The organism is Psychrobacter sp. VH5, assembly GCF_050572635.1.
In the GTDB taxonomy this organism is placed as follows: domain Bacteria; phylum Pseudomonadota; class Gammaproteobacteria; order Pseudomonadales; family Moraxellaceae; genus Psychrobacter; species Psychrobacter celer.
In genome coordinates this window covers 2,710,983-2,734,051 of the sequence record NZ_CP192145.1, presented here as the reverse complement: position 1 = coordinate 2,734,051, position 23,069 = coordinate 2,710,983, and the positions used below count along the sequence as shown (strand labels likewise).

Genomic DNA, 23,069 nt, shown 5'->3' with positions numbered 1-23,069 from the left:
TATCATCGGTTTAGCCCGCAAGACTTAGGGTGTCTATATCGTCACTATATGGCGATATGAAGGCTTGGGGCTTATTGATTGATGCAAAAAATGCTACTATATAGCCATTAGAAAGTACGATTAGAAAAATATTTAAAAAAGGTTTTTCTAATGGTGGTTTCTTTAATATTTTCTGTTTTATGGGTTTATATTGCATTGGATATGACTGATATGGTCAGTTCAAAGTAAAACCGTTTTAGATTTAAACACGCTACTGGTATAAATTTTACTTGCGTGCTGTTATCGTTCGAAGCTCGCAACATTTACCCCAATAGCACTATGTTATTTTTAGAATGGTTTGACTATAAGACAGTGACTCATCAATGAGGTAGTGGTATGAACGCAGTTCGTCGCAAAAAACTGATGTGGGTGATGTTTACGCTGGCAGGAGCCGCGATAGCCGTGGCGCTGGTCATCTATGCCATTGGGCAGCAGACTGACTACTATTTTGATGCAACGGCCATCGCCCAAGGGGAAGCGCCGCAAAATAAGCGTATCCGTGCTGGAGGTATGGTCGTCGCTGGCAGTGTGCAGCGAGCACCAAATGATCCGCTGAGTGTGGAGTTTGCGATTACCGATTTTGAATCGACGGTGCCTGTGACTTATCAAGGTATCTTGCCAGATTTGTTTGCTGAAAACTCAGGCGTGGTTGCTACAGGTAAAATGCAAGGCGAGACCTTTGTCGCAGGGGAAGTGCTGGCCAAACACGACGAAAACTACATGCCGCCTGAGGTTGCCAAATCTATGAAAGAAAACAATCGCAATGGATTGACGCCGCCTTCTGAGCAGTACAATCCAGCAGAGCCAATCCATGAGACCCAAACGCTGCAGCAGTAGCGTTCAAAAATAGCCACACTGACCGTAAAAGCGCCGCTAATATTTGATTAGCGGCGCTTTTTTATGTGGGTTTTGATAAAAATATTAGGGCGTGTCCTCATTTTGAAAATGGCGATAAAAATGAGATAAGTCGCCGTCAAACAAGGAAAATAGCGCAGATACTATCGAGATAGTAGTCAGCTATCTGACACCGTTTGGCCAAATTTAGCTATTTTTGGCCCATTATTTAGCCATTTTTAGCCCATTTAGATGGCTATCGATTGAATTGAGGATATGCCCTAGTCATCCCATTCAGGCGTATAGTCAGGATGCTCGATTTTACGGCCATCGCTACGGGCCAAGTTGCCAATTTTTTCTAACTCATCGGCGCTAAGCTGGATATCGATGGCATCCAAGTTGCCTTGTAAATGGTCGGGATTGGACGTCTTGGGAATGGCCACACGGTTTTTGTCCGATAATATCCAAGCCAGTGATATTTGCGCAGGTGTCACGCCATGCCTATCCGCAATCTCTTTGATGACCTCATTGTCAAACACATCACCGCGCGCCAGTGGCGAATAGGCTTCTAATAAAATATGATGATTATTCAAAAAAGTCTGCAAGGTATTTTGTTTGATAAACGGATGAAACTCTACTTGGTTGACGACAATAGGCACATCAGCGTGTTTTTTTGCTTCGATGATATGAGCGATATTAAAGTTAGAAACTCCAATATGACGCGTCAGCCCTTGTTTTTGCAGTTCACACAGCGCAGGAATGGTCTCAGACAATGGCACGCGATCATCAGGCCAGTGTAGTAGCAGTAGATCGACATAATCGGTATCTAGGTTTTCTAATGAGCGCTTGGCGGCGGCTATCAGCTTTTCTGGCTCAAACTTCATGTCATCCGGGAAAATCTTGGTGGTCAAAAAGAACTTATCACGCGCCACGCCTGATTGCTTGATACCTTCTCCGACCTCTTTTTCATTGTCATAAGCTTGCGCAGTATCAATGTGCTCATAGCCCATTTTTAACGCTTGGCTGACGACATCGATACAGTCTTGGCCTGTTGATTGCCAAGTACCTAGCCCTAGCACAGGAATATTGGCTTGGCCTGCGGTACGAATATTATAAGTTTTCTTGCTCATATTATTATCCTTATTATGTGTTGAGTGTGGTTTTATGGCTGTTTGTATAAGTGTTCTTTATATAACTGTTCTTTAAATAAGTAAGCACTAAATTCAGTGTCACTACTTATCAATGTCACTACCTATCACTATCTATCAATGTCACTACCTATCACTATCTATCAATGTCACTACCTATCACTATCTATCAATGTCACTACCTATCACTATCTATCAATGTCACCATCTGAGTGAGAAGCTTTTAAACCTGAATAAATAACAGTCGTATCATAGTGTTGATTGTACAACTTGCCCTAACAGAACAACTCGGCAACCCAGTTACTATAGAAAAAAATAGAATAAAGTAAAAGATCGGTTGACGCTTTCCTACAAAGGACAAACAGGCTGTAACGTCATTTTTATCATTATTTTTGAGATGAAGACACGCTCTAAAGCTGTCTGACTTATGGATAAACGTTGTCAGTGTAATCACGAGAGTCAGAAAAGACAGTAGAGTCAAGGCGTAAGAAGTGTAGCGGACGGATGAGAAATAAGCAAAAAAAGCGCCCAATATCGATTGATATTGGGCGCTTTTATAGACGCGGAAGCACGGTTATAAATTACTGCGCCGCTTCGGTCTCTACAGCCGCATTTTCAGAGGCTTTGGTTGCGTCGGCGGTGTTTTCACCCCAGATTTTTGGGTATTTGTAGCCAGGGAATGTCTCATGCGCGTACTTTTTGAAGGCTTCTGAGTTATAGGCGTTGGTGACGTCTTCTACCCATTTTTTGCCAGTATCGGCAGACTTGATCGCTGACCAGTTGACATAAGCAAAGCTTGGCTCTTGAAACAGTGCTTCGGTCAATTTGATACCAGAGTCGGTGGCATAGTTACCATTAATCACCGCAAAATCAACTTCATCACGGGCACGTGGCAGCTGTGCGGCTTCTAATTCGACGATATTGATGTCGTATTTGCTGTTATCCGCGATATCAGTCTTTGAGGCTGTCAACGGATCGATATTGTCTTTTAGCGTAATCCAGCCAAGGTCGTCCATCATCACAAGGGCGCGCGCAAAGTTGCTTGGATCGTTTGGTGCTGAGACACTCATGCCTTTGTAGGCTTCATCAAGGCTGGTCTTTTTACCTGAATAAAGACCAAGCGGGGCGGTCGGTACTTGGAATACCTCAACCAAATCTAGATTGTTTTCTTTTTTAAAGGTATCAAGATAAGGCTTATGCTGGAAGATATTGATATCCAAGTCGCCTTCAGCCAGCGCCAAGTTAGGACGCACATAGTCGGTAAATGCGATGAGCTCAACTTCATAACCTTGTTCTTCTAGCGCGCCTTTGACTTGGTTACGTACCATGTCGGCAAAGTCACCTTCAGTGGTACCGATGACGATTTTGCTATGCTCAGGATCGATATCGCTGTCCGCCGTTTGCGCTGTGGTGTTTTCAGTCGACGCTTCTTTGTTGGCTTCTGGCGCTGATGAGTTGTTGCAGCCCACCAATACGAGCCCCGTCACACCAACGGTTGCAAAGGCAGTGGCCAACTGACGGCTGATATCTGTTAATTTCATAAAATTTCCTTATTCGTACATGGGATTGGGTTATGTGAGTCGCGCCTGAGCATTAAAAAAGCAACATTCTACATAGTAATGCTGCTTTTTATGATAAGAACTAAGAGGATTCATTACTGCCAAAAATAAACCGAGTCGCTGGCAATGTCAAGTATTTGCCAAAGCGGCTTAACGTTTGTCTAGGCGGTTGGCCAGCCAGTTACCAGACGCTTGGATAGCAATGACCATGATCGATAGCATAATCACGATAAAAATCATCACCTCAGTTTGGTAACGATAATAACCATAACGAATGGCCAAATCGCCCAAACCGCCGCCGCCGATCATACCCGCCGCCGCAGAGTATGACAGCAAGCTGATACACAAGATAGTCACTGATAGCACCAGCCCTGAGCGCGCTTCGTTGAGCAAGACTTTGATAATAGTAAAGGGGCGAGCGCCCATCGACTCGGTGGCCTCGATGATACCGCGCGGGACTTCACGCAGGTTTTGCTCGACCAAGCGGGCAAAATAAAACGAGCCGGCAATCGCAAGCACCAAAGAGGCGGCAATCGGTCCGATACCTGTACCGACGATGGCTTTGGTAAATGGACTCATCGCAATCATTAAAATCACAAACGGGAAGGCGCGCATAAAGTTGGTGATGCCGCCTAACACACCATATAGTGTTTTATTTTGCAAAAACTGTCTATCGCTGGATAAGAATAAGAATATTCCAAATAGCCCACCGATCAAAATGGCAACCGTCGTTGAGATACCCAGCATGATAAAGGTATCAATAAACGCAGTCACAATCTCTTTACGCAGCGCAAACAGCTTGTCGATCGAGGCGGATAGTTCCGTACCAGTTAACATATTATTTCTCCTACCTCATTAGTCCTCAACGACTAAGCCTTGGCCAATCGGGGTGGTAGCCTGAATCAGACCATCTCTTACGTCTGCAACCTCAAGCAGCTTGCCTTGGTGTAATAAGGCGGCGCGGTCGCAAAGCCTGCGAATCACATTCATCTCGTGGGTGACGATGACGATGGTCACGCCTAGCTGCTCGTTGATATCACGCAGACAGGTAAGCAAGCTACGAGTTGTCGCAGGATCGAGGGCACTGGTCGGCTCATCGGCCAGTAGCACCTTTGGACTAGGCGCTATCGCGCGGGCGATACCAACGCGCTGCTTTTGGCCGCCTGAGAGCTGCGCTGGATAGTGACCGGCGCGATCAGTCAGATCGACAATCTCTAGGCATTCCATGACACGCTGATGAATATCACGACGCGGATAGCCTGCGACCATCAGGTTAAAGGCCACGTTGTCAAAGACGGTGCGATTGGACATGAGATTAAACTGTTGAAATATCATACCGATATTGTGGCGCGCCACTCGTAGGTCGCTGGCCGATAAGGTTGTCAAATCAGTGCCATCGATGATGACCTGACCTGAATCTGGACGCTCGAGCATATTGATCAGGCGCAACAAGGTGGATTTACCGGCACCTGAATAGCCCATTAGGCCAAAGATTTCACCTTGCTGGATGGACAGTGACGTCGGCTCGACAGCAGTAAACCAGTGGGGTTTGCCATCTTTGTCTTTGATTGAGCGGTCACTTAAAAAACTTTTGGTCACATCGTTTAAGACAATCATGTCATTCATGGAGGGCTCAAAATTCAATGGTTTTTTTAATGTCACAAACGCCTTGTTTTGCCTCTATAGTCATCTAAGAGGTAAAAAAACAACCGTTCATAACCCTATAATAAGGGGCGCTAATATAGCATATTGTCGGGTACTTTGGATATGCGCATCCGCGACCCGCTTATGATGAATAGTGATTAGGCGGGGAGGCGAGGAAAAGAGGCAGATAATAAGAGCAGTTTTTGACAAGAAGACTAGATAGGCACACTTAATAGAGGGGTTTGCGCTAGCAAGATAAGAATACGTCCTAGCCATTTGGATGATAGTGCGGATTATGCTTGACTGGCAGTATGACCAAAAACCTTGTATGGCCATTGATGGTATCAGTGGTGATACGGCCCTGATGCGCGGTGACGATTTGTGATACCAGTGATAACCCCAGCCCTGAGCCTTTGTTTTTTTGTTGCAAACGCACAAATGGGCTAAACACTTCTTCGCGCTTTTCTTCAGGGATGCCAGCTCCTTCGTCGATGACGGCCAGTACCGCGTATTTGGGCAGAGGACGTTCAGGCTCTGTTTTGGTTTTTTTGAGATGCTTGGTAAACAAGCCTTCTTTGCGCGGCGCGTCCATAGCCTCCCCATCAAGCTGCGTCGCGTTTTTGCTACTGGTTTTTTGGTCTTTTGGCTTTTTGCTATCATCGCTAGTGGCTGTGCTATCGGCGATGGCGCTTTTTTGGTTGTGGCCATTTTTTAGCGCATTGATACCTTTGCTCATCAGACTGTCTTTGGTTTTTTGTACTGTAAGGTCACTATCCGCTGCTGCCGCGTCAAGGAGAGGGGGCTGGTTACTATCAGCCTGCGCCGCGCTCTCAGGTAGCGCACGCCAAATGACTTTTTTGATTTTGTCCGCAAACTCAGAGGTAAAGCGCTGATAGTCTGTCGTCACAGATAGCGATACGCGCGCGTCCTTTGGTTTAAGAGCGGTACGGTTATTGGCCGAAGCGAGAGCGTTATCATCCGTCTCCGTTGCAAGCGTGTCATCCGCCCCTACTGCAGATGTCTTAATCTGATGCGTCTCGCAGCTTGGTGTTGCATCGTGGTTAGGACGGTCAGCAGCGTTGTCGTTTGTCGTGTCGACCGCAGTGTGAGTAGCATCAGTATTATCTGCCTCATTAACGACAGCAGTCTCGTCAACGAGCGTTTCGCCGTTTTTGTAGATAGGCGGTGCAGGCAGGGCCATGACCGTCTCTGTCATGTCTGCTTCAGCCGCGGCGGTATCTGTGAGCGCGGTATCGTCGCCTTGCGCTGATGCCGCCCGCCCATCCTCTTGGGTTGGTGCCGCGGTCTCATCATAGGAGTCAAAGTCTGAGCTATTATAGTCGGCGAAACTACTGCAAATGAGGGTTTGCAGCAGATAGTCTGGGATGCTATCGGCCTCGTCAATGGTCTGTACGCCATATAGCAGTACGGTCACTGGCGGCACCCCATGTAGCATCGCATTGGTCAATAGATTGCGAATCAAATGGGTTAGCATAGAGGCCTGCCCATCGATGACGATGTGCTCGCCGATCAACGTCGCTTCAGGGTAATGTTGGCGCTCTTGATTGATGAGATCGTATAGATCTAGGCGCTCTACTTGCTGCAACGCATGACCTGCATCCAAGCGGCTGACCAGCAAGATGCTTTCTACCAAGTCATTGAGCCCAGACAAATCGCGATTGATGGCTTGGGCGCGTTTATCAAACTTTTCTTTGATATCAGAAGGCAGCGCGCCTGCCAGCATGTCCATCATCTCAATCTGCAAGCGAATACGCGTGATGGGTGTGCGCAGCTCATGAGAGGCGTGCGCCAGCAGTAAGTTATTGGCATCGACCAAATGCTCGATTTTTTGTGCCGCTTGGTTAAAACCGCGCGCCAAGGAAGCAATCTCATCATTACCGCGCGCATTGACTCGCACGGTAAAATCACCATCACCCAGCTGCGTCATCTGCTGGCTCATTTGATTGATACGCCACGTCATGGTGCGAGCAATAATCCACAAAACCCCTGCCATGATAAGCAGCAGCAATAAGGTGCCGGTAAATAGGTTTAATGCCGCAGAAAGGGCTGGTTTTTTGGGCGGTAAACGTGATTCGTACAGCAGCGTATAGCCTGTGCTGCTATATACTTGTGCTTGCTGGGTCGTGGCGGTATCAGAAAAAGAAGGGAAAACGCGTGATAACAAAGAAGGGGTAGGCGGCAGCTCTAATGGCAAATCGCTGTGGTCGGTTTGCATCAGCAAATGACCATTGCTGTCATACAGACCCATTTTGGCCTGTAAAGACTCGTCAAAAATATCAAAGCTTTTTTTGACGACCGCCAGCATAAACCGCGACTGCAAACGGTTGTCTTTGCTAATGGCGGTATTTAGCTCATGCAAAAAAGGATCGATTTGCCCTAATATCTGAGTGGCCAATACCTCGGAGCGAATTCCCGCATCTTTATCATGGACCAGCTGGGTCAACAGCACCATCGCCACTGCAAATAAGATAAGCGCCAGCATCACACTGGCAAATAGCTTGGCAAATAAAGAGCGAAAACCCAAGTGCTGCATTAAACCATCTCTATTATCAGACGTTTATAACGATTCAAAACGGTTACTATATGGTCTGCCGTTTATAGCGTGCTGCCGCTTATAATATGAACAAACAATCAGACCTGATCGGTGGCAAATTGATAACCGACGCCGCGTACGGTGATGATACGTTTGGGCTGGCGAGGGTTGTCTTCAATCAAGGCGCGTAAACGTGAAATATGCACATCAATGGCGCGGTCGATATTGTCTGAGCTGTCATCATTTGGCATCGCCTGCCAGAGCTGCTCACGATTGAGTACTTTACCAGAATGCGTGGCAAAGTAGTGTAGTAATTGAAACTGATGCGTGGTCAAACGTACAGGCTCATCATCAATCGTCACCTCATGACTGTCAGGAAATACGCTTAAGCGGCCAAACGTCAAGCTATCTGACTGGCTGTCTGCTTGGTTTGGCTGCTCATGGCGGCGAATCACAGCGCGGATACGAGCCAATAACTCACGCGGCTCAAAAGGCTTGGCGATATAATCATCGGCACCCATCTCAAGGCCCAACACGCGATCTGTGGTATCGCCTTTGGCCGTCAACATGATAATAGGTACCTTATTGGTCATGTTGTTTTTATTGCCACGGATCTTTTGACAGACCTGCATACCATCCATATCGGGCAGCATCAAATCAAGCACTACCAAATCGATATCGCGCTCTTTGGTATCTAGTAAGTCAAGACCTTCTTGACCAAGCCCTGCGTGATGCACGTCGTAATAATTCATGGTCAGATAATCGCTGATCAATTCTGCTAAATCTGGATCATCTTCTATTAATAAGATCTGTTTACTCATGGGTTATCCTCTAGTTGTTGTTATCATGGGTCAGGCGTTTATACAACTCTGTACAGCCATTCTGATAAATACATCAGATGCGATCGCTATTATGCCAAACGTCTGAATGTGTTATGTGCTATTTAAAGGCACTATTTAAAGGTACTATCTCGTAAATATACATACGCTTAAATACGTATGCTTGCTGTAAACGCGCTAATAATAAAAACCGCTAATAATAAAGACATAGTGCCTAATTTTGCTGTGACAAAACAAGACAAGCTTTGTTAATGTTTCTGCATAATGTAACTGCCAGCGTAAGCCATTAGGACACAATGACTTTTTTGCCTTTAGAATCAAAGGGTAAATCGGCCAAGCAAATCAAGCTATCATTACTGATGCCTGCGATCAGATACTGCTGAGTGGTGGGGTTAAACTCGATCACTTCTACAGGCTGGCGCGCCAGACGCTGATCTTGTCCGATGATCCACACATTTGCCGCCAATGGCCTTAGAGGTTTATATGGCGGTGAATGCAATTCTGTCAAGTTCACATCATGTAAGGCGCGTCTAGGCACGATAGTGCCGACATCGATTTGTCCATAGTTGACCCGTCCTGTGACCTGCATCTTAGGCAGCAGTTTTTTGCGACTGCTTTCGTTATCGATCACATTGACATGGACCAGCAGCTTTTTGGGGTGCTGGGCTTCGACCAGTTTGCTGACTTGACCGGTGAACTGATCTGTCAACTCAGCGGTTGTAAAATTAACCGTTTGTCCTACCGATAGCTGCGGCTTTGCCTGAATAGGCACGGTTGCGACAAAGTATAGCTTGGTCTCATCAGCGATCTGCAATAAGGACGTACGTGCAGCGAGCTGCTGTCCTGCGGCGGCATTTAACTGCGTGACCCGCCCAGCGAAGCTGGCACGCACCGTGATAAGTTGGTATGACGAATGCTTTGAGGCGTCGTCCGGTGTGTCTGTCGCAGCGTCTGCATCCGTGTCATTTTGGCGCGGCAGCTTGGCTGAGGCAGGGTTGCTGTCGGAAGTGGCTTGTTTTGTCTGATCCGGACGAGGTGAGGTTTTCTCAGTAGCTGGATCTTTTGCTGCACTTTTGGTTTGTGGTGCTGCATTCTCGGTTTGCGGCGCTGAGTTGCCATCGGCCTCTGTATTTATCTCATCTGAGCGTTTGGGAGGTGTTTGACTGGTCATGTCCAGCCGTCGGACGATAAGCAAAGGCGCGTCTTTTTCGACCTGCTGACCTTCACTGACCAGTACTTGTTCGACATACAGCGGCTGGGCGGCGACAAACTGACTTTGTTTGATCGGTTGTATATTGCCCTGTAGCCCGAGGCTGGGTTGATAGCGCGATGGTTTGATACTTAGAATATGGTCTGGCGTCATCGTCACCGTGCTATCACTGATGATCAGTGGGTTATCTACTGTCTCACTGTTTTCGGCTGTGACCGGCTCATCGGTAGGCGGGGAGGGCTGACAAGCCAGCAGCAGCAAAACGCTAAGTAAGTACGGGCTTTTTTTTAACCATTGAAAAGCTGTCATAGCAGTCACCGTTATAATCGTCGTTTTATTATATAGTGAAATTCTATGAGGTGAAACGATTGTACGCTAGCTGATTGTGCAGTGACCAAACATTGCCGGTCGTCATGCAATCATGACTGCCAAATGCTAAGCCATACAACCTGCTAACGACCTGCTGATAGAAGCATGACTGGAGTATGACTATAGGTAGCTATTTAGATAACCATTTAGGTAATTATTTGGATAGCTATCTAAGTTATTAGCTAGGAGACTGGTCAGTCTGAACATAAATTTGTTAATCACTGGAATTGCATGAACAACTGTGCTAAAACAAACATAACAAAATATATTGATACATTTTTATCACAATCGAAAATTATTCAGCAATGTGGTGGTTGATTCTATATAATGCAGAAATATCATGAAGTTGGTAAATTTCTTGCCCTGTTTTTATCAAAAAGTAGGATGACGATAGTTTATGGCAAAGTGCTTTAATGTTTTTTATGCATTAAGATACCTTTATCTGGCGACACGCTAAGCACAGTGGTTGGTGGTTGGCCACCGGATTGAGCGTCAATCGATTCAGCCATCATAAACTGCCTATCATGACCCAGATGGCGGGGCTACTTTTGCTCAGGACTGATAAAAGCCAGATACTTATAAAAGAAAAGATAGGTCCGCTACGATATAGATAGATGGCAGAGGTCGTCTCAAGCCCATAATCAATAAATGATCAATTGAGAATACCCTAACAGCTGTGTTGATAGATCGCGTGACAAACCCATAGTCGTTCATAGGACAATGAGAATGGAAAATAATTTTGATGGCTTAAAAGTGATGGTGATTGATGATTCCAAAACCATTCGCCGTACTGCAGAAACCTTGTTACAAAAGGCGGGCTGCGAAGTTGTAACTGCTATTGATGGCTTTGATGCACTTGCAAAGATTGTCGATAACAATCCCGATATTATTTTTGTGGATATTATGATGCCACGTTTAGATGGTTATCAAACCTGTGCTTTGATCAAAAACAACCCGGATTATGCCGATAAGCCTGTAATCATGTTGTCATCTAAAGACGGTTTATTTGATAAAGCACGCGGCCGTATCGTTGGCTCTGATGAGTATCTGACCAAGCCATTTAGTAAAGACGAGCTGTTTGACGCGATCAACCAATATCGCTAGGCAAAGGGTCAAAATAAATGTGCCAGACTATCTTTGAGCGTGGCATATTTTGTGCAGGTTTTGATATCACGTACGGCTGTTGCTAGCCGCTTGACAACGAGTAACCACTGCGGTGAGAGGCGTGTGATCATGAGTATTTGGAGCACAGGCTTTAGCAGTTGGTCTTTATAATATATTTGAATATCCAAATGGATATCTTCGTAAATAAAGGAAAATCCTATGACTACCGTCTTAGTCATTGACGACTCGCCATCTGAAATGGCGAAATTTCGCGATATGCTCTCCAAAAACAATTTTCAAGTGTTGGAGGCGACCAATGGGGAGCAGGGCTGTCAGATGGCAGCAGATCATCTGCCAGATGTGATTTTGATGGATGTGGTGATGCCAGAGATGAATGGTTTTCAGGCGACACGCAAGATCACCCGCGGCAAAACCACCGCTCACATCCCAGTGATCATGATCAGTACCAAAAACCAAGAAACAGACCGTGTATGGGGTAAGCGTCAAGGCGCTAAAGAGTATATGAACAAACCCATTGACGAGAGCAGCTTGGTCAATATCATTCGTCGAGTAATGGAGTAGCTTGTGGCTTCCAAAGGGTTTATTGAGCTTCTGCGTCTAGCAGATCTGGCACGCGCGCGCAAAAGTGGTCGCCGCAGTGGGCAAGAATATGACTGGCAAGGTGTGGTATTTGAGATTGGCGAACAGCGTTTGGTGGCGCCAATGGGTCAGGTATCGGAGGTGTTGGCCATGCCAGAATATACCAGCTTACCCTTAGTGAAGCCTTGGATGCTAGGTATTGCCAATATCCGTGGTCGTTTATTACCGATCACGGATTTGTCACAGTTTTTACAAGTACCTAGCCGTGTGGCGCAAATGAGTCAGCGTAAGGTCATTGTCATCGATCACGACAACCTGTTTTCAGGTTTGCTCGTCGATCAGGTGATCGGTATTGAGCAGTTTACCAGTGACCAATATCGCGCCGAGGCTATCGAGCCAAGCTCACCATTTGCGCCTTATAATCACGGTAAGTTTTATAAAAATGAGCAAGATTGGTATGTTTTCATGCCAAGCTTACTAGCGCAGGATTTGCAGTATAGTGATGCGGCAATATAACTGTCGATAATACAGAATCTGTCTCATTCATAAAGACAGAGGATTAGCGACTGACATGATGCGGTTGGATGTCAGCATTCATACAGGCTTTGTTGATCGTTGTTTTGATAACAATAAGATTGTCAAAGTCAGTCACGATAAGACTTTGACGATTGTTTGAAAGGAATACGTAAGATGAGTGATGTTATAAAAAAACCTGTAGCTGGTACGCCCAAAACCACAGCGGATGGCAAAGATGCCTATAGTGAATGGAATTTATTGCTGGTTCTGTTTGTGGTGATAAGCGTGGCTTGTTTGATTTGGCTAGGCAACTCTGTATCGTCAGTGAGTCAGTATTTCTCTGACTTTAATCAATCGGTCATTCTGCCTGTGGTGGTATTGATCATAGGCATGCTAGGTATTTTCTTTGCCCTATATAAAATCTTAAAACAACGGGGCGGCTCAGAGCGCATCTTGATCGAAAAAGAGACCCTACGTCGCCGTCAAGAAGCCGAGGCGGAGTCTGAGCGTGCTCGTCAAATCCAAGAGGAAAACGAGCGTAACCAGATTGCTATTTTGCGTCTACTCGATGAGCTAGGCGACTTGGCAGAAGGGGACTTGACCGTCAATGCGACTGTATCAGAAGATTTTACAGGGGCGATTGCCGACTCAGTCAACTTTGCCATCGACCAGCTGCGTCAGCTGGTACTGGTCATTAACAGTACCGCTGAGCGCGTCTCGCAATCATCAGAGCAAACACAGATGAACGCTGTAGAGCTGGCCGAAGCCTCTGAGCACCAAGCACAAGAGATCGCTGGCGTGTCGGCGGCGATTAATGAGATGACGGTGTCGATTGACCAAGTGTCTAACAACGCCTCAGAGTCAGCGACCGTGGCCCAGCGCTCAGTTGCCATTGCCTATAATGGAGCCGAGGTGGTACAGCGCTCTATCGAAGGTATGAACGTGATTCGTGATCAGATTCAAGAAACCTCAAAGCGTATCAAGCGCTTGGGTGAGTCGTCACAAGAGATTGGCGATATCGTTAGCTTGATTAATGACATTGCCGATCAGACCAACGTTTTGGCCTTGAACGCGGCCATTCAGGCGTCGATGGCAGGTGAGGCAGGCCGAGGCTTTGCGGTCGTTGCTGATGAAGTTCAGCGCCTTGCTGAGCGTTCAGCCAATGCGACCAAGCAGATCGAAACACTGGTAAAAACCATTCAGGCAGATACAAATGAGGCGGTCGTTTCGATGGAATCAACGACCTCTGAAGTCGTACGCGGTGCACGTCTGGCAAAAGACGCCGGTGAGGCACTAGAAGAAGTGCAAAGCGTTTCAAACACGCTCGCTGATTTGATCCAAAACATCTCAAACGCGGCATTGCAGCAAGCTGAATCTGCAGGCCATATTTCACACACCATGAACGTCATTCAAGACATTACGTCACAGACCTCATCAGGTACCATGGCGACCGCGCGCTCTATCGGCGAGTTGAGTGAGATGGCAGCTGCACTACAAGAGTCTGTCACTGGGTTTAAAATCTCAAATGACGATGAGTTGTTGGACGCTGATATGCTAGAGTCTGAAGAGGCCTTATCAGAGAGCGTCTGATAAGTATTTGGTGCCAGAGCCTGAGTCGGCAAACAGGTGCAGTAACGGTGCATAACAATGATAGCAGGTCATGTGGACGATCTTAATCAACCAACCCGCAGCTTTGTTAACGCAAGCAGCGCTGCGCTGGGTAAGACGATAATGCAAAACGATCATTTTGATGCGCAGCAATGGCAGCGGTATATAGAGCTCGAAACAGGCTTTGTACTACCAGCTGCCCAGCTAAAATGGTTAAAAAATGCGATTGACCATACCGCCCAGTCGCATGACTTAAGCGTCAAGCAGCTATGGTATCAGCTGCCCAAAAGCAATGCGCTGCGTCAACAGCTGCTGGACAAAGTACTTATCCACGAAAGCCGTTTTTTTCGACATCAGCCTTCGATAGATTTTGTGACCCAGTGCGCCGCTGAGCATCAACGCCTAGCCCTAAACGCCGATAGGATAAGTGCTAATGGGGTAAGCGGCGTAGATAAGTTTTTTCGTATTTGGAGTGTGGGCTGTGCCGGTGGGCAAGAGGCGTGGTCGCTGGCCATGAGTCTGGCGGCGCAGCAGCTGACGAGGTTTGCGATATTAGGCACTGACGTTAGTGAACAAGCACTGGTAAAAGCACGGTTGGCGCAATATGACAAACGTCAGCAGGCCTTGATTCCGCAGCACTGTCAGCCGTATGTGTATCCGTTATCAGCAAACCGCCCAACGCCTACATCGAGCTTGGCAGATACCGCGATGCCTGCTACAGCGATACAGACATCATGGCAAGTTGCCCCCACGCTGCAATCACACGTAAGCTTTGCTTTACATAATATTATCGAGCAGCAACCACCCACGCCACATCTGCAGCAGGTGATTATTTGCCAAAACATGCTGCTGTATTTTCGCAAATTTGATCAGCGTGATATTTTGGCGCGGCTGTCAGCGCAGTGTGCTCCCGGTGGATACATTGTATTGGCTCCGGGTGAGGCGCTGTTTTGGCGTCCTGCAAATATGCGCCGTATTGCGCACCCACAGGTTAATGTGTGGCAAAAGACCAACACTTAAAACCCGTGCCTTCATGAGAAATTAGTGCCTAGACGAGTTAGGATGACCCTATGAAAAACCAGCCCAATGACATAGTGACGCTTGAGTGGTTGCTCCCTCTATTTAATCAGCAATTATCACAGGTATCGGATGGCTGGCAATTAGACGCTGATCCCATCAATTATGAGCACATGGTCATGCCCTATCATCAGCTCGGTGGCGCGCTCATCATAAGCAATCTACCGGCATTGGCAGATCTGGCATACAAGCTCAGCGCATTAGCAGAAGTTGGTGGCCGCGATGGCCTAGCTAGCGAGGCGCGCCGCGTGGGTCAGCTTGCGCATCGATTGTTGCAGCGAGCGCTAAATCAGTATGCTCGCATCGGCAATCACCATACCGCTTCAATCACGGCCGCCGCGGAGCAACTGCTTGAGGTGCTAACGCAATTGGGAGCGGCTAGTGGGTCATCATTGGCATCCAGCGCTATTCAGCAGGGTGCATTGCATCAAAAAACTGACACAGATGCGGCTGTGGCTGGGTTTGAGCTGGCCGTACCAGTGCGAACAGATGACGTCACCGAGCATCTAGACGAGCAGCAATACCAGCAGTTGTTGCTCGTCTGGCGACAACAAGTACAGGTGCTGTTAAGTGTTAATAGTAATCAGCCGCCGTTATTAACCCCGCTAGAAAAAGTCAGCCAATACCTGCGGCAGACGAGCCAAGATGAAGATTTGCAGCAGCTTTGGTACTTGACTGAGCTGTGGTTTAGTGAGCTTGCGCAAAATACCGCTCCGTTGCCTAAGCAGTATGCCCCTCTGTTAAGCGAGCTGGAGCAGATCATTGACACTTTTGTACAGCAAACACCGCCTGTGCCAAGTGTCATCAACAGCCTTATAACCAATATCTATATCGAGCTAAGTGGTCTCGACCAAAGCAGTGACAATACGCAGTCGATACTGAGCAACTTGCCCCAAAGCTCGGCAGTAGAGTCGCGTTTTTTACCGCGTATATTGAGTGAACTTGAGACTTTGGTTTTTCATTTAGACAAGCCAACCACACTGTTGTATCCGCTGCAAAAGATACAAACCCAGCTGGAGGGGCGTGGTTGGACATATTATGCCGCACAAGTGGCAGAAATACTGACCGAGATAGAGCAGGCGATTGCGTCTGAGGCGGCGCTGACCCAAGTACAATGGCAAATTGAACAAAAGCTGCAAGAGCTATACAGCGCCATTTACAATACGGAGCAAGTGATCTCGCAAAAGATTGGTGAAGCCGCCGCGTTTGTTCCTTTTTCTGATGTACTTGCCAGTGCCAACGATCAACCCGTTACAAGTGCTGATGCTGTGTCGGCGGGTGAAGGGCTGCGTGAGCTGCGCATCGCTGTCGAAGACGTCAAACAAAGCTTTAATGAGTATATACAGCGTCAAGAAGTGCAGCTGCTACCGACGACTGCTGACTTTGCAAAAATCGGTCAAGCCTTTGATGATATGGGGTTGCCAACGATCTGCCAAACCACCGATCAGATCGCGCATATCTTTAGCCAGCTAAAAACGCACGAGATTGATGCGCTGAGTTGGGATGTGACGCAAGCCTTGGCGGAAGCACTGACGTCAATTGAGCTGTTGTTAGACTATTTGGCTCAGCAGATTTTTGATCAGCAACTATTAACGCTCGCAAGTGAGCATACGGCCAGAGCAGAAGCACTGCTTGATGCCTATATTGAGGCACCAGAGATGGTTAGTGAGACTTTTCATACCCAGACACCTGCCGCAACTGACGTGCTGCGCTATGATGACAGCGGTGAGATTGCTCCTGCCAGTCATGATCTATCTGCCCAGCCATCCGATGATGCGCTAGAGGATGACAACATGCGTGATGACAACGTGCACGATGACAGTGCTACGCATAAGGATAGTGAGGCATTGGCCGAGGCTCGCGCGCAGCTGCAGCCTGATAGCTTTGAGGCAGATGCCGATATCCGTGAGATATTTATCGAAGAAGTCACAGAAGTGATCGCTGATTTAGAAGATTTTTTGCCTATTTGGCAGCAAGACTCACAGGATTTGACACCCTTGACAGAAGTGCGCAGAGGTTTTCATACTCTAAAAGGCTCAGGGCGCATGGTGGGGGCTTTTAGCATCAGTGAGATGGCTTGGTCTATCGAAAACTTGCTGAATCGATTGTTGGACAAAACCTTGCCCGTCACCGAAGACGTGGTAACACTGGTCACGCAAACCACAACGTATCTGCCCACTCTGGTCGCCGACTTTCAAGCCAAACGGCCGCCAAGTGTGGATCTTGCTATGACAATTTTGCAAAGCCGTAACCTATTGAGCGGACAGCCTATCGACGCAGGATTGGCCGAGAGCGAGTCTGCATTGGCCATCTCTGACAACGAGTCAGGGGCTGAGGCGGAAATGCTGGCTGATGAAGTGCGGGTGGCAGCTGACGTCGCTGCATCACAGAGTAATGATGCCGCTGCGTCTGATGAGATCGGTATGGATACAGCCGATACCGAAGTGCGCGGCGAAACGGTGTCTTTGTTTGATCTTGAGGTTCCAGCAGTGCTTGCGCCCTTTATGCCAGATACTGAGCAGCTACCAGCCGATGCCAATGATGCAGACCCTGATATTAAAGAGATATTTATCGAAGAGGCCGATGAGGTATTGAGCGAAATCGTGCCTTTGTATGAAAACTGGCGCATGTCTCCTACTGACCTAGATGCCTTGACAGATATTCGCCGCGGCTTCCATACCCTAAAAGGCTCAGGCCGCATGGTCGGGGCCAACTATAGCGCTGAGCTGGCTTGGGCCATTGAAAATATGCTCAATCGTGTACTGGATCGCAGTATTGAGGTGACAGCAGATATCATTCAGCTAATGGCTGATGTATTAGCCGCTTACCCAGCGATGCTCGCTACCTTTGAGCAAGGTGCTGAAGAGTATCCAGCACTGATACCATTATGGATTGCCTGTGCAAACGCCTATAGCAAACAAAAATCTCAGGACTTTAGTTACCCAGCCTTACTGGCGCAAACGGGCAGTACGCCTGCGTCTGATATTCACAAAGACGACTTGGCTTTAGCTTCAGAGCGGTGGGATGAAACTGATGCCGATGAGATTGAGGCTGCGAGCGACTATGAAGGTAGTGATGACAGTGATGACAGCGAGGTAAGGGAAGCTGTAGCGGCCATAGAGGTAGATAGCACCTTGCAGTCGCTCACCTCTGTCAATGAGATGATGGCAGAAGCACCGGTGATTTTGACGCCGCAGAGCGAAGAAGAGCAAGCCTTCTGTGAGATTTTCATCGATGAAGCCGAAGCGTTATTACAAGACATTGAGCAGTTTGTTGCCACGCATCGAGATCAGCCTCAGATTGAGGTGACCGATGAGATTGTACGAGCCTTTCATACGCTGCGCGGCGCATCAGGCTCTAGTGCGTTAGCGGCGATCAGTGACGTGAGTGCGACGATAGAGCATAGTTTAGAGCTGCTACAACAGCAAGATACCGCGATGACGCCGCTGCATTTAGAGGCGTTGGCACGGTCAGCTATGCTGATCAATGGCTATCTAACGAATTATAAGCAAAACGTTCAACAAACTGATGTCTCGGTGGAAGATGCCCAAAGCCAGCAAGATATTGCGTCATTGCAAGCCATGCTTGGTGAGCAGTATCTCATTCATGACGATCAGACAGCCTCCGACAATAAGCCAACGATCGAGCAGTTGTTGGATGACAATATTGATGAGTTATTAGACGCTGAGTGGGAGCTAGAGGAGGCGCTAAGTCAGGGGGATATCTCGCAGGCTCAGCGCTATATAGAGCAGCAACTTAGCCAAATCAAACACCTCACCAATAAAGCCCAAGAATTTCCAAAATTCACTACTATTCTTGGCGGTTTGGCGCACGCTTATACTTATCTACAGCGGCATCCAGAATCGGCAAAACAAGCAGAGGTGCAGGCGGTATTACTCGCTGGCCACGCGCAATTGGTCGGCTTGTTTGATGCACTCGCTGGCAGCACTTCACTAAAAGTCGACCCGCAAGTGCTACATGAGTTGCAGGCGCTTGCTGGCTTCGATGACGGCGATGATGCCGAGTCGATGGTTCGCACGGTTGCTGCACCCGAGCTGCAGCTTGAGTCGATCGATACCGATGTAGAGCTGCTTGAGATCTTCTTAGAAGAAGCGCAAGAGCTAGATGACGCGCTGGATGAAAGCTTTAATAAGTGGCGTGCCGATATCACCAATATCAACGCGCTTAAAGTATTGCAGCGTCACCTACACACCATCAAAGGTGGCGCAAGAATGGCGGGCATTAGCAGTATTGGCGACCTGACCCACGAGGCGGAGAGCATTTATGAAGCCTTTGTAGAAAACAGGAAAACACCAACCGCGCAGTGGCTAAAGATTATGCAAGTGGTGCAGGACACCATGTCATTGCAAGTCATGCATATCGTTCGTCATCAGCAGTCGTTTTTTGCTACAGAATTGATTGAACAGTTACAACAGTTTGAAAAAGCAGACACATTGCCAGCGGTGGTTGAGCTGATCATACCAGCACCGACCAACCACTTCGACGCCGACACCCAAGCACAGGCTGACAATACCCAGCAGAGCCATGAAGTAGCAGACACGGTCAGCTTAGATACCATGATCAAGCAATCATGGGCCAATGGTTTGCCTGATCCTGATCTTTTGGCGGTGTTTTTAGAAGAAGCAGAAGATCTGACCAACCAAAACCGACACTTGCAAGTGTTTTTGCAAGATGCCGAAGATACCGTGGCGTTACAGTCGCTACAGCGTGATCTGCATACCATCACAGGTGGTGCCAAAATGGTCGGCGCCAGCGGCATCGCTGACTTGGCTTATGAGCTAGAAGCGACGTATAAAAACTTTGCCAGCCGTCGCCGTCCTGCATCCGAAAAAGCTCAAGCATTGATTGTTGCTTGTCACGACTGGCTGGCAGATGCGGTATTTATGCTAGGTCTACAGGTCAACCCGCCAACGCCGACGCTACTGATTGAAGCGCTACAGCAGTTTGGTAAAAACCCTAATAGCCTAAAACAAGTACCAAAAGAGTCGCTGCAAGCACAGCGTACAGCGATCTTGCTGGCAAAAGAAGCACAGGATTCACAATATCTAGAAAAAGACATCAGTCAGATGCCGTCGATGTTTGCAGAGACCGATGAGGAAGAGCAGAGCGCCAGCAGCAATGAGATGATTCGTATCTCAGGTGGCTTGATTGAGCATATGATCAACCTATCGGGTGAGTCTGCGATCAACCGTGCTCGTATCGATATGGGTATGAGCAGCTTGACCAACAGTATCGAAGAGATGGGCATTACCGTACAGCGCTTGGCCGATCAGCTGCGCCGTATGGAGACGGAACTTGAAGCACAGATACTGTCGCAAATCGATGACGAGCTGATTAATAATGAAGGTTTTGATCCATTGGAGATGGATCAGTACTCGTCACTCAATCAGTTGTCCAAATCATTGTCAGAGTCGGCCTCGGATTTGGTCGATATCAACCACACTTTATTAGAAAAAACCCGTGATAGCGAAAGCTTGCTGCTGCAGCTGGCACGTACACAAACCGAGCTACAGGACGGTTTGATGAACTCGCGTATGGTGCCGTTTACGCGCTTGACTCCGCGTCTGGAGCGTGTCGTCCGTCAGACTGCAAACGAGCTTAATAAATCTGTAGAATTGACCATTATCAATGCTGATGATGAGATGGATAGAACCATTTTGGAGCGGATTACCTCACCGCTTGAGCATATGCTGCGAAACGCTGTCGACCACGGTATCGAAAACACCTCGGCTCGACTCAAAGCAGGCAAAGAGCGTAGCGGTCATATCACTTTAGAGGTGCACCGCGAAGGGAGTGAAGTCGTCATTCAGTTATCGGATGATGGCCGTGGTATCGATGTAGAAGCCGTACGCAACAAAGCCATCTCTCAAGGCCTTATCGATGCCAATGACGATAGCCTGACTGATGTCGATATCATGCAATATATCTTTAATGCCGGCTTGAGTACTAGTAAGCAAGTGACGCAAATCTCAGGCCGCGGCGTTGGTATGGATGTAGTGATCAGTGAAATTCGCCAGTTGGGCGGGGCGGTCACTGTGGTGTCGGAGCTGGGCAAAGGGTCACGCTTTACCATGCGCTTACCACTGACAGTTGCAGTGTCTGATGCGCTGGTCGTACGTGCAGCCGATCGCTACTATGCTATTCCACTGGTACAGATCGAGCGTGTGGTGCGTATCAACCCAGAAAAACTTTATGAGTATTATCAGTCCAACGACGCCACGTTAGCGTTTGAAGGGAATGATTACCGCGTACGTTATCTCAACGAGATTCTCTCGGGTAATAAGCTCAACGAGCTGATGGTCAATACCAACACTAGCCTACCACTGATCATCATCAAAAACCGCACGGGACAAAACATCGCCTTACAGGTCGATCAGATTGCAGGCTCACGTATTGAAGTGGTCGTCAAACCATTGGGACAGCAGCTATCCAACCTCTCAGGCATTTCGGCGGCGACCATCATGGGTGATGGCTCAGTCATGCCGATTTTGGACTTGATTGCCCTAATGCGAAATGCGCCAAGAGTCAAAAACGTGACCAAGCCTAGCGTCACTCAGTCAAAACCGACGGTATTGGTGGTGGATGACTCAGTCACGGTACGTAAAGTGACCTCTCGTTTCTTAGAGCGTCAAGGCTTCAATGTGGCGCTTGCCAAAGATGGTATCGATGCTATCGAAATACTACAAGAAACCACGCCAGATATGATATTGCTCGATATTGAGATGCCGCGGATGGATGGCTTTGAGGTGGCAACGCAAGTCAAAAACAATCAGCGCTTACAGCATATTCCAATCATTATGATCACCTCGCGTACTGGTGAAAAGCATCGTCAGCGCGCCTTAGAGATTGGGGTAAATGACTATATGGGCAAACCGTTCCAAGAAAAACAGCTGCTTGATAAAATTCAGAGATTACTGGGTGATGAGGTCAGCTTAACTTATGAAGGATAATGCAGGTGTTTTGGCACTAACAGGAAAGACAAAAGCAAATATAAAGGTGCTGGTGGTGGCCGAAGACCATCATCAGCGCATGGCGTTTTCAGACACAGTTCGTAGCTGCGGTTTTGCGCTGATAGACTGTGTGTCGCGTGCGCAATTACAAGAAAAAACCGCACTTTTTGAGGCCGAAATAGACATTTGGCTGATCGATAGTGACTATGACGATGATATGGCGACGGTGACGGCTGCCTCCAAACCTGCCGCCATGCTGGTGGGATTTAGTCAAGCCCCTTATCTCAATGAAGCGCAGCTGTATGCTAAATGGCAGCGTCAACTAAAGCGTAAGCTGGCGCAGATGCTGGCATTGCCCGTGTTGGTGCATACGCCTGTCTATAAAAGCGATGATACTGATAACGACTGGGATTATGTGGTGTTTTTGGGTGCCTCTATGGGCGGGCCGAGCGCGGTAAAAGAGTTTTTGGATAACTTATCGCCCACGCTACCGATTTGTATTTTACTCGCGCATCATTTTAACCAAACCATGATTGGTACGCTGCCCCGTATTTTAAATCGCCACAACGAGTGGCGCTGTCAGGTCATCACCTCATCGCAGCGTCTGCGAGCTGGTCAATGTCTGATAGCCCCTATAGACAAGCAGATAGTCTGTGACTCTACTGGGCGGGTGATACTGCTAGAACAGCCTTGGGATGGTGAATACAAACCAGCTATTGGCCAGATTTTAAAAAACACCAGCGATGTGTACGGCAGTGAGCTTATCAACATCATATTTTCAGGTATGGGTGATGATGGCTCGCAATACTTGGATCTTATTCAAGATAATGACAGCCAATTATGGGCACAAGAGCCAAGCTTGAGTGCTTGTCCGAGCCAACCACAAGCCATCATTGATTCAGGTTATTGTGATTTTGTCGGCAGCCCTGTTCAATTGGCACAAAAACTTACCGACTATATTGGTGAAAAGGCGACGGCCTCTTTGCGTTAACTTACT

At 47.7% G+C, this 23,069-nt stretch carries 14 protein-coding genes and 1 pseudogene; 8 read left to right on the top strand and 7 right to left on the bottom strand.

The window, feature by feature from the left end; all coding sequences use genetic code 11:
• Positions 1 to 375: 375 nt before the first annotated feature.
• On the top strand, positions 376 to 876 hold the full coding sequence (ccmE, locus tag ACNFVB_RS11445) for a cytochrome c maturation protein CcmE (RefSeq protein WP_075100381.1): 501 nt from the start codon (positions 376 to 378) through the stop codon (positions 874 to 876).
• A gap of 278 nt (positions 877 to 1,154) precedes the next feature.
• On the opposite strand, the gene ACNFVB_RS11440 is transcribed toward ccmE, so the two are convergent.
• The 7 genes from ACNFVB_RS11440 to ACNFVB_RS11410 form a co-directional block, all read right to left on the bottom strand.
• The gene (locus tag ACNFVB_RS11440; protein WP_430737581.1) at positions 1,155 to 2,003 is read right to left on the bottom strand and encodes an aldo/keto reductase; all 849 of its coding nucleotides are present in this window, start codon (positions 2,001 to 2,003) and stop codon (positions 1,155 to 1,157) included.
• Between the two features lie 599 nt (positions 2,004 to 2,602).
• On the bottom strand, positions 2,603 to 3,562 hold the full coding sequence (locus ACNFVB_RS11435) for a MetQ/NlpA family ABC transporter substrate-binding protein (RefSeq protein WP_430737580.1): 960 nt from the start codon (positions 3,560 to 3,562) through the stop codon (positions 2,603 to 2,605).
• A gap of 168 nt (positions 3,563 to 3,730) precedes the next feature.
• Positions 3,731 to 4,417 (bottom strand): methionine ABC transporter permease, encoded by a 687-nt coding sequence (locus tag ACNFVB_RS11430; protein ID WP_075100384.1) that lies wholly within the window; start codon positions 4,415 to 4,417, stop codon positions 3,731 to 3,733.
• A gap of 18 nt (positions 4,418 to 4,435) precedes the next feature.
• Complete coding sequence (locus tag ACNFVB_RS11425; protein ID WP_288996145.1) at positions 4,436 to 5,206, bottom strand: methionine ABC transporter ATP-binding protein; 771 nt, start codon at positions 5,204 to 5,206, stop codon at positions 4,436 to 4,438.
• 286 nt (positions 5,207 to 5,492) lie between these two features.
• Positions 5,493 to 7,778 carry an ATP-binding protein gene (locus ACNFVB_RS11420; protein ID WP_430737579.1) on the bottom strand — a complete coding sequence of 762 codons (2,286 nt, stop codon included), beginning with the start codon at positions 7,776 to 7,778 and terminating at the stop codon, positions 5,493 to 5,495.
• 98 nt (positions 7,779 to 7,876) lie between these two features.
• Entirely contained in the window at positions 7,877 to 8,599 is a 723-nt protein-coding gene (locus ACNFVB_RS11415; protein WP_058025471.1) for a response regulator transcription factor, read from the bottom strand.
• 304 nt (positions 8,600 to 8,903) lie between these two features.
• Positions 8,904 to 10,136 carry an efflux RND transporter periplasmic adaptor subunit gene (locus ACNFVB_RS11410; RefSeq protein ID WP_430737578.1) on the bottom strand — a complete coding sequence of 411 codons (1,233 nt, stop codon included), beginning with the start codon at positions 10,134 to 10,136 and terminating at the stop codon, positions 8,904 to 8,906.
• Between the two features lie 786 nt (positions 10,137 to 10,922).
• On the opposite strand from ACNFVB_RS11410, the gene pilG reads away from it, so the two are divergent.
• From pilG to ACNFVB_RS11375, 7 genes and pseudogenes are all read left to right on the top strand, one after another.
• On the top strand, positions 10,923 to 11,300 hold the full coding sequence (gene pilG, locus ACNFVB_RS11405; RefSeq protein WP_075100386.1) for a twitching motility response regulator PilG: 378 nt from the start codon (positions 10,923 to 10,925) through the stop codon (positions 11,298 to 11,300).
• Positions 11,301 to 11,519: 219 nt separating this feature from the next.
• Positions 11,520 to 11,882 (top strand): response regulator, encoded by a 363-nt coding sequence (locus ACNFVB_RS11400; protein ID WP_075100388.1) that lies wholly within the window; start codon positions 11,520 to 11,522, stop codon positions 11,880 to 11,882.
• 3 nt (positions 11,883 to 11,885) lie between these two features.
• Positions 11,886 to 12,416, top strand: coding sequence for a chemotaxis protein CheW (locus ACNFVB_RS11395; RefSeq protein WP_288996152.1), 531 nt, complete (start codon positions 11,886 to 11,888; stop codon positions 12,414 to 12,416).
• Positions 12,417 to 12,932: 516 nt separating this feature from the next.
• Positions 12,933 to 14,006 (top strand): annotated as a pseudogene (locus ACNFVB_RS11390) (methyl-accepting chemotaxis protein); the annotation flags it as partial.
• Positions 14,007 to 14,147: 141 nt separating this feature from the next.
• Positions 14,148 to 15,044, top strand: coding sequence for a CheR family methyltransferase (locus tag ACNFVB_RS11385; protein WP_430737577.1), 897 nt, complete (start codon positions 14,148 to 14,150; stop codon positions 15,042 to 15,044).
• Positions 15,045 to 15,094: 50 nt separating this feature from the next.
• The gene (locus ACNFVB_RS11380) at positions 15,095 to 22,072 is read left to right on the top strand and encodes an Hpt domain-containing protein (protein WP_430737576.1); all 6,978 of its coding nucleotides are present in this window, start codon (positions 15,095 to 15,097) and stop codon (positions 22,070 to 22,072) included.
• Positions 22,062 to 23,063, top strand: a complete 1,002-nt coding sequence (locus tag ACNFVB_RS11375; protein WP_430737575.1) for a chemotaxis protein CheB — start codon at positions 22,062 to 22,064, stop codon at positions 23,061 to 23,063. Before ACNFVB_RS11380 ends, ACNFVB_RS11375 begins: the two co-directional genes overlap by 11 nt.
• Positions 23,064 to 23,069: the final 6 nt, after the last annotated feature.

What these genes read in the sequence shown, in the direction of transcription:
- ccmE (WP_075100381.1), top strand. Translation starts at nt 376, where the DNA reads ATGAACGCAGTTCGTCGCAAAAAACTGATGTGGGTGATGTTTACGCTG.
- ACNFVB_RS11440 (WP_430737581.1), bottom strand. Translation starts at nt 2,003, where the DNA reads ATGAGCAAGAAAACTTATAATATTCGTACCGCAGGCCAAGCCAATATT.
- ACNFVB_RS11435 (WP_430737580.1), bottom strand. Translation starts at nt 3,562, where the DNA reads ATGAAATTAACAGATATCAGCCGTCAGTTGGCCACTGCCTTTGCAACC.
- ACNFVB_RS11430 (WP_075100384.1), bottom strand. Translation starts at nt 4,417, where the DNA reads ATGTTAACTGGTACGGAACTATCCGCCTCGATCGACAAGCTGTTTGCG.
- ACNFVB_RS11425 (WP_288996145.1), bottom strand. Translation starts at nt 5,206, where the DNA reads ATGAATGACATGATTGTCTTAAACGATGTGACCAAAAGTTTTTTAAGT.
- ACNFVB_RS11420 (WP_430737579.1), bottom strand. Translation starts at nt 7,778, where the DNA reads ATGCAGCACTTGGGTTTTCGCTCTTTATTTGCCAAGCTATTTGCCAGT.
- ACNFVB_RS11415 (WP_058025471.1), bottom strand. Translation starts at nt 8,599, where the DNA reads ATGAGTAAACAGATCTTATTAATAGAAGATGATCCAGATTTAGCAGAA.
- ACNFVB_RS11410 (WP_430737578.1), bottom strand. Translation starts at nt 10,136, where the DNA reads ATGACAGCTTTTCAATGGTTAAAAAAAAGCCCGTACTTACTTAGCGTT.
- pilG (WP_075100386.1), top strand. Translation starts at nt 10,923, where the DNA reads ATGGAAAATAATTTTGATGGCTTAAAAGTGATGGTGATTGATGATTCC.
- ACNFVB_RS11400 (WP_075100388.1), top strand. Translation starts at nt 11,520, where the DNA reads ATGACTACCGTCTTAGTCATTGACGACTCGCCATCTGAAATGGCGAAA.
- ACNFVB_RS11385 (WP_430737577.1), top strand. Translation starts at nt 14,148, where the DNA reads ATGCAAAACGATCATTTTGATGCGCAGCAATGGCAGCGGTATATAGAG.
- ACNFVB_RS11380 (WP_430737576.1), top strand. Translation starts at nt 15,095, where the DNA reads ATGAAAAACCAGCCCAATGACATAGTGACGCTTGAGTGGTTGCTCCCT.
- ACNFVB_RS11375 (WP_430737575.1), top strand. Translation starts at nt 22,062, where the DNA reads ATGAAGGATAATGCAGGTGTTTTGGCACTAACAGGAAAGACAAAAGCA.